Source organism: Thalassotalea ganghwensis (assembly GCF_053485795.1).
In genome coordinates, this window is record NZ_JBQRUM010000009.1 from 17715 (window position 1) to 32775 (window position 15061).

Genomic DNA, 15061 nt, shown 5'->3' on the forward strand with positions numbered 1-15061 from the left:
GCTAATTACGTCCATTCTAGTTGTTTTATTTAAACGCCAAAAAAATATGAAACCCTAAATCTAGTTTTGCTAAGCTGATGTGACGACTAAGCTGAACACTGCGTATGTAATGGTATAACGAATTAAGCTTCACATTTTAGAGCCTTTAACATAATTTTATATAGGTGAATCGAAAAATATGCCTAGAGTGTATTTCTTAAATAAATCATATTTTTATGTTTATTGTTTAAAGTGCCCATTCATGGTTGCTTACTTTTTACAGTTAGACAATCAGAAAGTAGTTTTTGCCTTTTTTTTAACAGTATTAGGTTGGATTCCCGGTGTTGTATACAGTTTTTATTTGGTAAAAAAACATTATCAAGAAGATATCATGACTAAGAAGGAATTCGTAAAAAATGGAAAAGGTACTCGCCTATAATGATTTCCCAAATCACACCGAGAAACAACGAGACCTACTTAACCTCGAGCCTCTTTATCGGCAAAAGCTAGTACTTACACTATCGCAAAGGCTAAAAAGCAAAACCTAAAAAGAGAAAGTTTATGACGTTACAATTTACATTGAGCAATAACCACTACGCGCTGAAAAATCATTGGTTTGGTGACGTTTCACTACAACTATACAGAAACGGCAAAGTGATATTTGAGGCCATAAAAGATCCCAAAAGTTTTGAAATTCAAAAAGAGTACCTAATCGACAGCCCTGATGGTCAATTAAGAATAAAAGCAATATCTCAATGGACGAAGGTCAGCTTCACAATACTCAATCAACATAAGAATGAAATCCCTTTGGTAAAAGTCAAAGAACCTTTTCTGGCTAAACTTAAGTGTTGCCAACTACACATTGACTGGCCAAGTAAATCATTTTTAAGCTACCTGCTCTTTGGCATCGAGTTATATGCAGTTTCTTTTTCACTTTGGCTAATCAATACTCACGAATATTTAGAAGGTTTTTTCTTACTAACCCTCTCTTTAATCGGGTTATTAAAAATTAGCATAAAAAACAACAAGTAAAAGTGTTCTTTATACTTTCAACAAACTGATCCTACCCTATGGAGGTAATATGCATTTTAGTTATAAACTATCCTTTTATTCATATACTTTAGTCGCTTTACTATTTGCTATAGCCTTAAGTGGTATAGATACTCCTTTATTTTACTTTTTTTGTGGCGCTACAGTTGTTGCTGCCTTTATCGATTTTGTTAATGCTATAAAACAAAATGAAATTAGTCTATTTATAAGAAATGAAAATAGCTTGTTAATAAAAAAGAATAAATCTACTTGGTTAAATATTAAATCACCTTATGAAATTGAGGCGAATGAAAAGCTATTTTTCTATAAAATCACACTAAAGACTGAAACTGATGTTTATACTTATTCTTTTTTTATTAGGCCTCAATTTAACATGTCACTGGAAGAGTTTATAACAGGAGATAACAGTGGAATGAATTTCAGTTAAATAACTAACCCGAGATCGGTTTAGTTATTAAAACAACAAGCGATAACGCTAACAACGAACTTTAGTAAGGAAACTCAATGCTTTCTACTGTATCTAGAGAAATTGAAAACGCCCCATTAACCAAGCTCACTATTTATAGCTCGTTAAAATTGATCTCAGCACTGATCATCATACCGAGTGCGCTTAGCTTTATCATTCTAAACGTAACTATAAGTGTATTTTCTCTTAATTTAAGCTTCAGCAATATTTATGTATTAATAGCAAGTAATTTTATTTCGGCTCCTTTTACGCTTTTTATTTTTCGTCACATCATGACGTTTACGCCCGACATACTTTGCAAAAACGCCGTTACGAAAAAAGCACTATGTATTACGTTACTCGCGTGGCTGCTGATCATCTGTGTTCTCCACATTATATTTAGTGCTGTAGATTTGCAAACTTCAAATCCACTTGAAGGGATAAATGACTCTTTCTTAACCCTATTGTTCGGTTTTATCGCAATATGTTTATTGGCACCTATCATAGAAGAACTAATCTTTAGAGGTGCTTGCTTTTCTTTACTACAAGCGAATAACCTGAGTAATATTACGGTAGTGTTGATTAGTTCAATCCTCTTTACCATAGTGCATGTGCAATATGGCATTACCGAACTTTCGTTTGTTTTCATATTGGCCATTTTCTTTGGCGCAGTGCGTTTGAAAACACAAAATATCTTTTTATGTATAGCTCTTCACTCACTTCACAATATCTATGTGTTTTCTGGTTACATTCTATAATTTCGTCTGTAGATATGATTGAAATCATTTTATTCTAGCGAAAAAAACCACGCAACTTCGCGTGGTTTTTGAGTCATTAGCTAATTAAACTTAAATTAGAAATTGTATGTCGCTTTGAGGTAGTAGAAACCACCATTGTAATCAAAAGGTCCACTCTCATAATATACTGCTCCGACAATACCACGAGATCCATAATCACCGTTAACTTCTTGAAGCTTGTGTGCTTCAGTGTCAAAAAGGTTATTGGCACCTGCTGATAATGTAATACTGTCGCTGAAGTAATAACTGATTTCTGCATCAATAGTTACCGCTGCATCACCAGTATCTGACCACCCATAGCCATCCGGTCCACCTAAATCAGGTTCATCTGCATGCGTTGCATAATACTCACCAAAATAATTGGCGCGAATAAACATGCTGACTTCATCCCATGTTTGAGAGATGGTGAAGGTAGCCCTATGCTCAGGGATCCCCTCTTCTAAACGCTTAATTTTAAACTCTCCAGTTAATCCCTTAGTATTGTCTACCTCTGTCTTATTCCAGTTGTAAGCTAAACTGAACATAGTCGTTCCATTAAACAGATCCGTTGAGTAATTTCCGACAACGTCTAATCCCTTGGTCGTGGTATCAAAATCATTTGCAAAGAAAGTCACTCGCTCTGGTAAGTTCGTAATACCCAAATTATTTAACGCGGCATAATCAGTAACTGGCACTGGAATACTAGAAGTTTGTGAAATACGGTCGGTAACTTCGATATTATATAAATCAGCGGTTAAGAATAAATCACCACTTTGGTAAACCAAACCAACAGCAAAACTTTTTGACTCTTCGGGCGTCAATTCTTTACCACCATAGAATGCCGACAATGGGTGCGTTGGTGGGAAAGTCGCTGATTGTACTAGTTCACCTTCAATTAACGACGTTTGGGTATTAACCACGTTTGCTTGTCCCACGGTTGGCGCTCTAAAACCAGTGCTATGAGAGCCTCGAACTGAAATTTCATCGTTAACTTGATATTGCGCGGTTATCTTATAATCTGTGGTATTACCAAAGGTGTTATAATCTTCAAAGCGTATTGCACCACCTAGTAGTAAATCTTCCGTCATTTGTGCTTCGACATCGAGATAAGCTGCAATGTTGCGACGAGTATTAATACCTTGAGATTCAGGACTAAAACCAGCAAAACCATGAGAGCCTGCTGAGAACCCTTGAGAGCGCAACGGACCAACTTTCCACGATAACTCGTCGCCTGAAATGATTTCAAAACTTTCTTCTCTAAATTCAAAACCACCGGCAACATTTAACGGCATTTCTAAGCCAACTTCTACTTCTCTTACAATATCAGCATTAAAGGTTTTTTCTAATTGGATATAGCTACCGGCATCAAATTTATGCCCAACAGGTTGCTCTGGTCCTGTTGATGGGTTGACAGTATTAACCAACTGATACGATGATTTATTTCGCCCGACTGATGCGCTTAAATCAAACATTGACCCTGATAAGAAACCCGATTTAATTTCCCCTCTAACGCCGGCCGTTAATGATTGGTCGTCAATGTCACTAGAGAAGATTGGTGTGTAGCCGCCAGGGAAAATTTCATTGAACATAAAACAATTTTGACCAACCGCTGTGTTAGGGTCAGCAATCAATGCGTAATCTGCTTGCGTTAAAATATTGTCTGAGCTTAAGGTAACGGTTGGGCACTCAATACCCACACCGACACCATCCATATCCCCCACCAATGGTTCATCTGTATGCACATCGGTAAATACCCCCTTTCGGTCATGAGGATTGCGATAATAATAGCCGCCAGTACCGGTTCGCTCTGAGTAGTTACCAAACATGTAAAACTCTTTATCATCGCCTAGATCTAAGCCAATATTACCAAATAAGGTAATATCATCTTTAATTTCAGGGTTACCCCACACCATGGCAGGATCGGCTACTGCTGTATTACCTGCAGCAATTAGAGCTGCGGCATCAGGTCGCTGAATTGAACGGCTAGTTGCATCGGCATCTTTTAGTTGAAAACTAAAATTTGCAAAACCATCCCGAGTAAACGGTAAGCCGATATTACCATCGACAATTGTACTCGTACCATCGCCTTCATAATACTCGCCATGTTTTACCGACATTGAGCCGCCATCGGCATCGTCTTTCAATACAAAGTTCATCACTCCCGCTATCGCATCAGAGCCATATTGCGCTGCAGCACCATCTCTTAGCACCTCGACCTGCTTAATAGCAACACCAGGTATGACAGAAATATCAGGTCCTTGAGCACCATCATTTACCCCGCCCCCTTGGAAGGCGATAACAGAAGCACGATGACGACGTTTTCCGTTCAAAAGAATCAGTGTACTGTCTGAAGATAAACCTCGTAAGTTTACTGGACGAATAAATGACGCCGCATCACTGATCGGTTGTTGGCGCACGTTAAATGAAGGAATAGCTCCTTGGAGCATATCAAGCATATCACTAGAAGCATTCTTTCCGAGCTCATCACCACCGACGATATCTACAGGTACAGGAGATTCCGCTACCGATCTCGGTGCTGAACGAGAGCCGACTACAGCAATTCGCTCAACATCTTTATCTTTTGCAGTTTGTTCTGATTCTGCTGAAAATGCGGGTGCATTTCCAAGCGCAACACTAACGGCTAATGCCAATGTTGTTGTACGAAACTTATGAGACATAATATTTCCTTCCTAGACTGGGTGTATTTTATGTTTTTATAATTATTGTTAGTGATTTATACCGCATTAGGTAATCTGTAAGGATTTCCCTGTAGCGGCTTGTTACTAGTTATAAAACAGTAAATTTTGCTTTACAACAACAAATTACAATTCGTATTTTTGTATAAAATCTACATCTAGCTACAAACATTTAATGAGCTAACGACTGTAATCATAGTAAAGAAATTGTAAATATGCATAGCGTGGCCACTATGCAAAGATTAAGTTGATTAGTAAAACGTTGATATTAACGAATAGTTAGATAACAAATGTAAGCTGAAAATGTTCACTAAATTATTACAAGATTCATTTTTGATTAATGAAATGACCTAATGCTCGGGCTAAATCAGAAACTTGCCACCCAACAACATGTTGCTCACTTTGCGTTGTTACTAAGACAACGTCTACGACGGGTAAGTCTGCACCATCGATAGCACGTTCATATATCAACTCTGGTGAAGCGGCTTTTGAAGGCAAAACGCTTACCGCACCTTGGGATCTAACAAGGTCTTGAAGCAACGTTATATGACTCGCTGTGCAGATAATTTGATAAGCCACGGCTTTTTTATCTAAACTGTCGATTACCTGAGAGTGAAATTTACAACTTTCCTCAAATAGTACCAATGGCAATGGTTTTTGCAAAAAAGCGTCGCTATTATTAGCTACCCATACGCCTTTTTCTTGATAGACAAAATGTCCTTCATTACTCTCAGGAGAGCGAGTTAATATCGCCAAGTCTATTTCATCATTATCCATGGCACGTCTAAGCGCCCCTGAATTTGCATTGAATATCGAGATTTCAATGTCTGGTTGATGTTCTTTTAGCAATGTTATCAATCTAGGTATCGCTATTGCTGTATAATCATCTGGACATCCAACCCTAAGTTTTAGTTGACGCTTTGATTGCGTTAACTGGCTAACCGCTTGGTCATTTAGCGCCAGTAATCTTCTAGCATAGCTAACCAGTTGTTTTCCTTGAGCGGTGAGTTGAAGCTGACGATGGTGTCGTTCAAATAATGAATAATCAAGAAACGACTCCAATCGTTTGATTTGCATACTGATCGCTGACTGACTTCGGTGTATTTGAGCAGCAGCCCGAATCGTACTGCCGTTATCAACGACGGCGATGAACGACCGCAGCAGATCAATATCTAAGTTTTTAGTCATATCTTACAAACTTTCCTTTTTGGCTCTTGACCAATTTCCTATCAATAAAACAAATACTTACTATCAGTATTTTGCGTTAGAAAAACCCAGCTAGTTTCCTTAAAGTCAGTATCTGACAACTTTTCACATTCGCAAAGGAAAAATAATGAAGCTGGTTATAGGTAATAAAAATTATTCTTCATGGTCGCTTCGACCTTGGATTTTACTCTCACACTTTAATGTATCATTTGAGGAAATAAGAATTCCATTATTTACTGACGATACACTCAACAACATGGCGAATTACTGCCCTAACAATAAAGTTCCTGTGCTTATCGATGAAGACATTCACATCTGGGATTCATTGGCCATTTGCGAATACATAAACGAGCAATACTTAGCTAATAAGGGCTGGCCAATAGACATCAAGCAACGAGCAATGGCAAGAGCACTTTGTGCGGAAATGCATTCCGGTTTTATGGCTCTTCGCGAAGAAATGCCAATGAATTGCCGCAGGCAAGCATCAAAAATAGCCTACTCATCAGCAGCTCAACGTGATATCGAACGTATCATTGCCGTATGGTCTGATTGTTTAAGTCGTTCAAAAGGCGACTATTTATTTGACACCTTTAGTATCGCTGACGCTTACTTTCTACCCATTGTGATCAGGTTTACTATCTATCAAGTTGACGTACCGACGAACATAAGCAACTATATTGCATGTTTAATGAAATTGCCCGCATACCAAGACTGGTTATCAGCAGCGAAAATAGAAAGCGAAGTAATCGCTTGTGAGGAAATCTAAAAAAACGATGAGTTAAAATCGTGATACACACAGTGTGGTGCGTATCACGATAACTCGAAAAACTAGGCGTCAGCGGGTAAAACTAGGCGTCAGCGGGCAAAATTAGCGCAGCGACTTCACCAAAACCAATCCGCGCAGCACCGTCTTTCTTACACCAACCTCTTATGATGACATTATCACCATCTTCTAGGAAGGTACGTGTTTCACCGTTTGGAAGAGTAATTGGCTCGCTACCAGCATTAGAAAGTTCAAGTAGCGAACCTGCTTCTTCTGGTTTTGGCCCTGACTGAGTACCACTACCGAACATATCACCTGGTTTTAAGTTACAACCATTAACGGTATGGTGAGCAACCATTTGAGATACAGTCCAATATGAGTCGCTAAAGTTAGACTGTGATAACTCGACAGCAGCCTGGCCTTCACTACGCATTTTCTCAGTTTCTAGCAATACCTGTAATTGAATGTCTAACGAGCCCGTCGCTCTGTTTTGAGCGGATTCCAAATATGGCATAGGTTGTGGGTCTTGGCTATCTCTCGTCCACTCGGCTCTATAAGGCGCTAATGCTTCTGTCGTTACTATCCACGGAGAAATTGTTGATGCAAAGTTCTTTGACAAGAACGGTCCTAATGGCTGGTATTCCCATCCTTGAATATCTCGCGCTGACCAGTCATTGAATAAACATAAACCAAAGACATGATCCTCAGCGTTATCGATACTAATTGGCTCACCTAATTTATTGCCAGCACCAATAAAGATGCCAACTTCAAGTTCATAATCTAGACGTTTACATGGACCAAATGACGGCTCGGTTGCTGTTGGCGCTTTAGTTTGCCCTTTCGGACGTTTAAATGTCTGTCCAGAAACTTCAATAGATGAAGAACGACCATGGTAGCCAATCGGAACCCATTTGTAATTCGGTAATAATGGGTTATCTGGACGAAACTTCTTACCCACCGATGTTGCATGATGTATTGACGTATAAAAGTCAGTGTAATCACCAATATGACACGGTAGCGCATAGATTGCATCAGCTTGAGCAACCAGACAGTCTTTCACTAGTGCTTGCTCTGAAGCACCTTCTCTTAAGGCTTTTGATAACGACAGACGTAGCGCTGACCATGCCTCTTTCCCCATCGCCATGAAATCATTTAACTGTTCTTGAGCACATGCTGCCAATGCTTGCTGAGCTAACCCCGTGAACAATGATTTTTCAGCTAACGCTTTTAGGTCAACGATAAAGTCACCAATAGCAACACCACCTCTAAAGGGTTGCTCACTATCACGCTTTTTAAAAACGGCAAACGGTAAATTTTGGATTGGAAAATCACTATCAACTTGGTTAGCCGACTCGACCCAACTGCTTAATGCCGGGTTATGTGTTTCATTTATTACATGCATGGTAGTCATCGAAAAAATTACTCCTTAAAGCGGATGATGCAAGCTTTGTTACGATTGCTTGATATATGGTCGGTATTATACCAACCAAACCATTAAACGCTATGCAAGTGAAATTTACAGCCAGTATAACTGTCAACAAATAATTGCACTTGTGAATTTACACTAAGGCGCATAGCACTTTCGAAGTCTAATTTTGTTCGAATTAACTGCATTTTAATCAGGGCATGCATAAAAAAGCATTGTGGTTCTGCGCCTAAAGCAGTCACACAGAATAAAAAGCAGTTAAACAAATCAAAACGACAGCAAGAATAACCTCAAAACTAAATTGGCGATTTAATATATATTAGCTATAAGTTAACTATATAACTTTCTTAAATTGTGAATTTATGTCGTTATCTTTTTTAAAAGATTCAGAAACTGAAGAAACATTGCCAACATGGAAAATTCTTATTGTAGATGATGAAGAAGATATTCATACCGTCACAAAAATGGCGTTGAAACGCTTCGAGTTTGACAATAAGAAGTTAACCTTTTTACATGCTTATTCAGCCATGCAAGCACGGGATATTCTTGCACAAGAGGAAGATATCGCCTTAACCTTTTTAGATGTCGTCATGGAAACCGATGACGCAGGCTTGCTATTAGCCAAATGGATTAGACAAGAGCTGAAAAATAAATTTATACGAATCGTGTTGAGAACAGGGCAACCAGGCCAAGCACCTGAAGAACAAGTGATCGTTGATTATGATATTAATGACTACAAAGAAAAAACCGAATTAGATAGGAAAAAGTTATTTACCACCGTCTACACCAGTTTACGTGCTTATCGCGATATCATCGATATTGAAGAAGCACGGAAATATCAAGAGATGTATCGCTCGGGCTTGGAAAGAGTAATCGACTCAACCACTAAAGTACTAGATAAACACACACTACAAAACTTTTTTGGTGGATTGCTACAACAAGTCATGTCTATTTTAAAAATTGACCGCAACAGCATGTTATTGCAACTGTCAGGCATGGGTTTAATTTATTCTGAAAATGACTTTGAAGTAATCGCTCAAATCCAAGCGCCGTCTTCTACCAATAGCATCGACGAAGAGGCGATAGGTTATTTAAATAAAGCGATTTCAAAGAAATGTACCATTATTGAAGACAATGTTTTAGTCGGTTACTTTCCAAGCAGCACCGATAAAATCAGCCTTTTATACTTAAAAGGGGTCGAGTGCCTGTCTCAAATAGATATCCAGTTGCTAGAGATATTTTCGGGCAATGTCAGTTTGGCGTTTGATAACCTGCTGCTCAATAACGAAATAGTTGAAACGCAAGAAGAGCTCATTTGTAAATTAGGAGATGCGGTTGAGTCTCGCTCCAAAGAATCCGGCAACCATATCAAACGAATGTCAGAAGTTTCTTATGTGCTTGCAAAAGCCTTGAAACTCCCCAAAGATGAGTGCGATTTACTACGACAAGCTGCTCCCATGCATGATATTGGCAAAATAGCGACGCCAGATAGTATTCTGTTAAAGCCAGGCCCATTAACTGACGAAGAAATGGAGATCATGAAGCAACATGCAGAAATCGGCTATAACATTTTAGCGGGCTCAAAAAGACCCATTCTCAATGCTGCAGCGATTATTTCTCGCCAACATCATGAAAAGTTTGATGGTTCTGGGTATCCGTTAGGATTAAAAGGAGATGAGATCCATATTTTTGCGCGTATCGTTGCTGTTGCTGATGTATTTGATGCGCTTACTCATAAACGTTGTTATAAAGATGCATGGCCGATGAAAGAAGTACTTGGCTATTTAAATGAATCTAAAGGGAAGCACCTTGATCCAAAAATTGTAGAATTGCTGATTGAAAACATAGAAAAAGTAACTGATATTAATCAACAGTTTACCGACTAGCACTAAATTACATCACAAAAACTAAAATCTTACACCAAAATACGGCAAGCTTTTAGCTATTATCGTTGCGTTAACGTCGTCATGGTTCAAATAGGCGCGCATCTAATTGAAAACCATGGTGTTAAGTCCCTCTTCCTTAAGACCATTAACCACCTTGAATTGCAGGAAACTTTATTAAATAAGCTAAGCCCTTATCAATTTGGCTTTGTGCCGTGATTTTTCCGTGCAATGATTGCGTCACTAAATTATAAATCAGGTGAGCCCCCAAACCACTGCCACCTTCACTTCGTTTAGTGGTATAAAAAGGCTCAAATAACATATCTAAAGCATGTTGTTCCAACCCTTGACCATTATCAGCATACCTAAAGACAATATTTTCATCTTTCTGCTCCACCTTGATTTGAATTTTACCATGCTCGATATTTTCAAAACCGTGGATCAGTGAGTTTAAGATCAAGTTGCTCAGAATTTGAGCGAAGGCTCCTGCGTTGATTTGCGCACAAATATGTTTTGGGCATTGCACAATAATTTCATGCTGACATTGTTTCAGCTTGGGTTTTAATGAAAGTAGTATTTCATCAATATATTCACTGAAATTTATATCTCGGATATTGTCGCTCGACTGATCGACTGCCACCTGTTTAAAGCTTTTAACCAATGCTGCACCGCGACGGGTATTGGTGCCAATAATATCAATAGCCGATTTTACTTCATCAAAAAAATCGACTAACTCTTGTTCCGATAACGAACCTGATTCGTAGGCATTTCTGGTATAAAGGTACTCTTCTTTTAAGTGGCTAATTCCGGTAACGCAAATTCCTAATGGCGTATTGATCTCATGAGATATTCCCGCCACTAAACTGCCAAGTGAGGCCAATTTTTCCTTTTGAACAAGCTCTTCTTGGGTACGCTGCAGCCTCAATAAGTTGTCATTAAGTTCTTTATTTTTTTGCACCAAAATACGATGCTGCTCAGCAAGCTTTAGTTGGGCTTCTCGTCGTTGCTGCGTATTAATATTGGTTTCAATAACATGTGATACATGGCTAGCGACAAAGTCCAAAAGCTTAAGGTCTTCTTCACTATACATGGCTCCTTGCTGATAACTTTGAACCACCAACAGCCCCAAAACTGAGTTTTCAGATATCAGCGGCGCTGCCATCCAACATGAGAATGTAGCCCCCAGCGGTTTACTTATTTTCCCTTGCTGATAAAGTTGATTAACATCTTCTAAACTAAAGCGTTGAGATTTGCGCTCTTTAATCACATACGAACTCAACCCTTGACCAATATCAATCGTTTTTCCAGTCATATCCTCTTCATCAATATCTTTTTCATCGACAAAATAAGGAAAAGATATTTTCTGCATGGTTTCATCATAGAAAGCAAAATATAAATTCTTAGCATCAAGCAATGTCGCTATCACACGATGCAGTTTTTCGAACAATGAATGAAACTCCAAATCTTGATTGGATAAGCTTGCAATTTCATAAAGCGCTTTTTGAATGTTTTTTGCACGCTCTATCGTTAACAGCTCACGTTCAAGGCTTTCTACTCGCTTAATGAGCGAAGGGTTGCTTTTTGATTGACTGTGCTTCAATGGATACCATTCTCGCTAAGTAAGACTCATGTATACATCTTTAAAGTTAAATGCTCGTAAGGGGTAATAAAGCTTCTTGTGTTAAGCATAGAATTAAGGAATGCATTACGCAAAATTGTAATAAGAGTATTTGCAAATTGTAAAAACTAAGACTATTACTTAAAGAACAAAAATAACCATATTTATTAACAAAATGAACTCTTTAAGTATAGATTGTAGCGCTTATGCTAACTAGACCTTCCGCAATATGTTATCGATTAAGCGCATAAAGCAGTTACCTCTGTCTAAAATAATTCCCTTTAGCACCACTATGTTGGGTGTTTTATTAATATTTATCACTATTTACCCTGAAAAACCCCGTAAGCAAAACCTGTGCTTATTGCTTGACGATGTTCGACAGGCTCATTGGCAAGCAATTCACTATGGCGCCAGTAAAGCGGCAAAAAAATATAATATTGCTCTCAATAGTTTTGATTACCAAAATGAGATTAGTGCGCCGGTCAATGACCTTAAGCATCACAGTTGTTTAAAAAAGCATGATGCAATTATTTATGGCTGGCAGAAAGAGACATTGCTTAAAAGCCAAGCAACCGAGCAAAAGATGCCGATTATTTCACTAAGCGATAAAAATCCTAATCAAACAATTAATCAGTTAATAGAAGGTGTCGCAATAAAGAAATATCAGTTAATTCAACAATGGTTGGCAAATCATGCTAACGAACAAACGCTCAATATCTATTTAATGTTTGGTCAAAAGGCCCATTACCCATATCAATTGCTCTATCAAAAACTCGCTGCGCATCTAGCAGCAAACGATAAGGTAAGAATATTGGGAGTATCGTACGAACCGGACTTTTATCTTAATCAATATGTCGCTTATTCCGATGCAATTTCAAATTTTGACACTATCGATATTATTATTGCAACCAACATTGCGGCACAGGCAGTCGCTCGTATTAACAAAAACCAGCCAAAAGCAAAACAAAGTAAAATTGTATCCTTATCAAATTCGCCTGATATTCTTAAGCTCATTGCCCTAGGAGAAGTTGAAGCAACGATAGAGCAACAAGCTATCAAGATGGGAGAAAACTTAGTCATCGCTGCTCTTAATCAGCTGCAATCTAACCAAGAAGCTTATGCCCCTATTGATGTAGAGCTGATTACAAAAGAAAACCTTGCTCAAGCAAGTTCAAACGACAGCATAGTTCCGTACAGCTATCGCGTAATTTACACGGTAAATTGAGCATGACGTCTTCTAAAGCACGTTTTATTAATCTGAGCTTATTGGCAATTATCTTATTTATGTCAGCGATTTTTGGCATTATTACTTTTGCGCAAAAACTTAATATTAAAGCAGAACTCGATTGGGAAGATGATGTACAAGCCAATATTGAGAAGATATCGAATGCATTTGTGTATTTACTCGATAATGAAACCCTACCATTGAAAGGTGCGGCAGCAATATTTTTCTCTTTTCCTTCTGTTGACGCGAGTAAATTGGCCTCCGTTTCTGATTATTATGGCTACTTTAGTCACTCTCATTCAGATCTTGTTTTTGGCCTCAGTGGTAATTCTGAAAAAAATCAATTGATCTTAAAGTACGCTTCTGTCGATACCCCTTGGTTTTACTCTGGAATGGCTTTTGATGAGCATTATCAAGCCCTTGCTGCCACCGAAAAATTATTTGAACAACAAGATCAAATTATCGTCAGTCCTACCTTTATTAACGATAACAATGAAGTAATCGCGTATATCGCAACTTTCGCACCTTCAGATCAAGAAGGAGGCATAATATTATCAGTACTTCCTGTTGAGAAAATGCTAAACGGGCTGAAAAGTATGTATTTTCCAGAGGGTTTTAAAGTTACTGTTACAACGCTTTACCATAATTATGATAATACCCCCTTCTCCATTGAAAACCAGGCAAGTGGTCATCGCATTTATCAGTATCAGCAACGACTATTCCATTCCGGTATCGATTGGCAATTAACATGGGAAATCTATGATAACTTTAATAACGGTCCTGATCGCTCATTAGCTTATTTAACCTTAATTACTGGTATCGCAATCATCATTTTAAGTGCAGCCATTACCTTCGGTTTATTACAACAAAATAGACGAATTAAAGAACAAGTAAAAGAGCGTACCCTCGCCCTTGAACAAGCAAACGAGCAACTAATTCGTGCTCAAGAAGAACTCGTTCAGTCAGAAAAACTGGCGTCACTGGGTAGCTTAGTTGCTGGCGTTGCCCACGAGCTAAATACGCCAATAGGAACAGCACTCACGGCTTCAAGTGTGGTGGATAATGAATTAGAAGAATTAAATGAGTTATACACTAAGGGAACATTAAGCAAGCAACAACTCGAGCGCTTTATCGAAACTTCCTTGCAAAGCTCACTGCTAGTTACCAAGAACATTAAACGATCAGCGACGCTGATCACAAACTTCAAACAAATGGCAGTTGATCAAGCAAGTGAGCGTCGCCGAGAGTTTAACTTTGCTAAAATCATCAATGAAGTGATGCTTGCGTTAAAGCATCAAACGAAGAAAACTCGAATTGCAATTAATTACGACGTTGATGAAAACTTAGTGCTAGATGGCTATCCGGGACCTTGGACCCAAATTCTAACCAACCTGATCTTAAACTCGTTGACGCATGGCTTTGAAGCTGATCAAGCGGGAAATATTGAAATATCAGCATCACTTGCACCAGAAAGCGATATCGTGACGGTGACTTATAAAGATGACGGCAAGGGTATTGCCAAGAAGCACCTCAATAAAATATTTGATCCATTTTTCACCACTAAGTTAGGACAAGGGGGCAGTGGTTTAGGACTAAACATCGTCTTTAATATTGTTACTCAGATGATGGCGGGCGAGATTAAAGTTGATCATGAGCTAGACCACGGCGTGTTATTTACCATTAAAGTGCCGAGAGTCAGCCCTGACAAGTATATTGATGACTAGAGCGTGTTGATCTTTGCGGTACAAATTTTGTTCGAATTAAACGTGCTTTAATCGAGGCGTAGCGAATACCCTATAGTTATTCTATGCTAATAAGTTACAACAAAGAGTAAATCTCGTTTAAACGAATCCGAAGGACAGCGCCCATTTGAAATTTCTACTTCGTTATTGCCTATTTATGGGGAATATCCACATGACATAGGCTCTGTCTTGTATAAACTTCAAATGAACTGCTGCAAAAATGTACATCAAAGATCAACACGCTCTAGGGGG

General features: G+C 38.5%; 12 protein-coding genes. 8 read left to right on the forward strand and 4 right to left on the reverse strand.

The genetic code is table 11. The features are described from left to right. Nucleotides 1–241 precede the first annotated feature (241 nt). The 4 genes from ACSLUH_RS10665 (at nucleotide 242) to ACSLUH_RS10680 (ending at nucleotide 2232) form a co-directional block, all read left to right on the forward strand. Entirely contained in the window at nucleotides 242–418 is a 177-nt protein-coding gene (locus ACSLUH_RS10665; RefSeq protein WP_448566780.1) for a YqaE/Pmp3 family membrane protein, read from the forward strand. A gap of 122 nt (nucleotides 419–540) precedes the next feature. After that, nucleotides 541–1011: a hypothetical protein gene (locus ACSLUH_RS10670; protein ID WP_448566782.1), complete on the forward strand. Its 471-nt coding sequence runs from the start codon at nucleotides 541–543 to the stop codon at nucleotides 1009–1011. Between the two features lie 49 nt (nucleotides 1012–1060). Further along, a complete protein-coding gene (locus tag ACSLUH_RS10675) occupies nucleotides 1061–1456 on the forward strand; it encodes a hypothetical protein (RefSeq protein ID WP_448566784.1) in 396 nt (131 codons plus the stop codon). A 77-nt stretch (nucleotides 1457–1533) separates the two neighbouring features. Next, on the forward strand, nucleotides 1534–2232 hold the full coding sequence (locus ACSLUH_RS10680; protein WP_448566786.1) for a CPBP family intramembrane glutamic endopeptidase: 699 nt from the start codon (nucleotides 1534–1536) through the stop codon (nucleotides 2230–2232). Nucleotides 2233–2327: 95 nt separating this feature from the next. Here the strand turns inward: ACSLUH_RS10680 and ACSLUH_RS10685 are convergent, their stop codons facing one another. Together ACSLUH_RS10685 and ACSLUH_RS10690 are read right to left on the reverse strand one after the other, a co-directional pair. Then, the gene (locus tag ACSLUH_RS10685) at nucleotides 2328–4928 is read right to left on the reverse strand and encodes a TonB-dependent receptor plug domain-containing protein (protein ID WP_448566788.1); all 2601 of its coding nucleotides are present in this window, start codon (nucleotides 4926–4928) and stop codon (nucleotides 2328–2330) included. A 345-nt stretch (nucleotides 4929–5273) separates the two neighbouring features. Beyond that, nucleotides 5274–6134 carry a LysR substrate-binding domain-containing protein gene (locus ACSLUH_RS10690; protein ID WP_448566790.1) on the reverse strand — a complete coding sequence of 287 codons (861 nt, stop codon included), beginning with the start codon at nucleotides 6132–6134 and terminating at the stop codon, nucleotides 5274–5276. A 145-nt stretch (nucleotides 6135–6279) separates the two neighbouring features. On the opposite strand from ACSLUH_RS10690, the gene ACSLUH_RS10695 reads away from it, so the two are divergent. Continuing rightward, nucleotides 6280–6918, forward strand: a complete 639-nt coding sequence (locus ACSLUH_RS10695) for a glutathione S-transferase family protein (RefSeq protein WP_448566792.1) — start codon at nucleotides 6280–6282, stop codon at nucleotides 6916–6918. A gap of 82 nt (nucleotides 6919–7000) precedes the next feature. Here ACSLUH_RS10695 and fahA read toward each other — a convergent pair whose 3' ends face one another. Next, nucleotides 7001–8317, reverse strand: coding sequence for a fumarylacetoacetase (fahA, locus tag ACSLUH_RS10700; RefSeq protein ID WP_448567022.1), 1317 nt, complete (start codon nucleotides 8315–8317; stop codon nucleotides 7001–7003). A gap of 386 nt (nucleotides 8318–8703) precedes the next feature. On the opposite strand from fahA, the gene ACSLUH_RS10705 reads away from it, so the two are divergent. Then, entirely contained in the window at nucleotides 8704–10227 is a 1524-nt protein-coding gene (locus ACSLUH_RS10705) for an HD domain-containing phosphohydrolase (protein WP_448566794.1), read from the forward strand. A gap of 145 nt (nucleotides 10228–10372) precedes the next feature. Here the strand turns inward: ACSLUH_RS10705 and ACSLUH_RS10710 are convergent, their stop codons facing one another. Beyond that, entirely contained in the window at nucleotides 10373–11824 is a 1452-nt protein-coding gene (locus tag ACSLUH_RS10710) for a GAF domain-containing sensor histidine kinase (RefSeq protein ID WP_448566796.1), read from the reverse strand. A 310-nt stretch (nucleotides 11825–12134) separates the two neighbouring features. On the opposite strand from ACSLUH_RS10710, the gene ACSLUH_RS10715 reads away from it, so the two are divergent. Beyond that, nucleotides 12135–13067: a sugar ABC transporter substrate-binding protein gene (locus tag ACSLUH_RS10715; protein WP_448566798.1), complete on the forward strand. Its 933-nt coding sequence runs from the start codon at nucleotides 12135–12137 to the stop codon at nucleotides 13065–13067. A 2-nt stretch (nucleotides 13068–13069) separates the two neighbouring features. Continuing rightward, complete coding sequence (locus ACSLUH_RS10720) at nucleotides 13070–14791, forward strand: sensor histidine kinase (RefSeq protein WP_448566800.1); 1722 nt, start codon at nucleotides 13070–13072, stop codon at nucleotides 14789–14791. The last annotated feature ends 270 nt before the right edge of the window (nucleotides 14792–15061 follow it).

What these genes read in the sequence shown, in the direction of transcription:
- ACSLUH_RS10715 (WP_448566798.1), top strand. Translation starts at nt 12,135, where the DNA reads ATGTTGGGTGTTTTATTAATATTTATCACTATTTACCCTGAAAAACCC.
- ACSLUH_RS10690 (WP_448566790.1), bottom strand. Translation starts at nt 6,134, where the DNA reads ATGACTAAAAACTTAGATATTGATCTGCTGCGGTCGTTCATCGCCGTC.
- ACSLUH_RS10685 (WP_448566788.1), bottom strand. Translation starts at nt 4,928, where the DNA reads ATGTCTCATAAGTTTCGTACAACAACATTGGCATTAGCCGTTAGTGTT.
- ACSLUH_RS10695 (WP_448566792.1), top strand. Translation starts at nt 6,280, where the DNA reads ATGAAGCTGGTTATAGGTAATAAAAATTATTCTTCATGGTCGCTTCGA.
- ACSLUH_RS10705 (WP_448566794.1), top strand. Translation starts at nt 8,704, where the DNA reads ATGTCGTTATCTTTTTTAAAAGATTCAGAAACTGAAGAAACATTGCCA.
- ACSLUH_RS10680 (WP_448566786.1), top strand. Translation starts at nt 1,534, where the DNA reads ATGCTTTCTACTGTATCTAGAGAAATTGAAAACGCCCCATTAACCAAG.
- ACSLUH_RS10670 (WP_448566782.1), top strand. Translation starts at nt 541, where the DNA reads ATGACGTTACAATTTACATTGAGCAATAACCACTACGCGCTGAAAAAT.
- ACSLUH_RS10720 (WP_448566800.1), top strand. Translation starts at nt 13,070, where the DNA reads ATGACGTCTTCTAAAGCACGTTTTATTAATCTGAGCTTATTGGCAATT.
- ACSLUH_RS10675 (WP_448566784.1), top strand. Translation starts at nt 1,061, where the DNA reads ATGCATTTTAGTTATAAACTATCCTTTTATTCATATACTTTAGTCGCT.
- ACSLUH_RS10665 (WP_448566780.1), top strand. Translation starts at nt 242, where the DNA reads ATGGTTGCTTACTTTTTACAGTTAGACAATCAGAAAGTAGTTTTTGCC.
- fahA (WP_448567022.1), bottom strand. Translation starts at nt 8,317, where the DNA reads ATGCATGTAATAAATGAAACACATAACCCGGCATTAAGCAGTTGGGTC.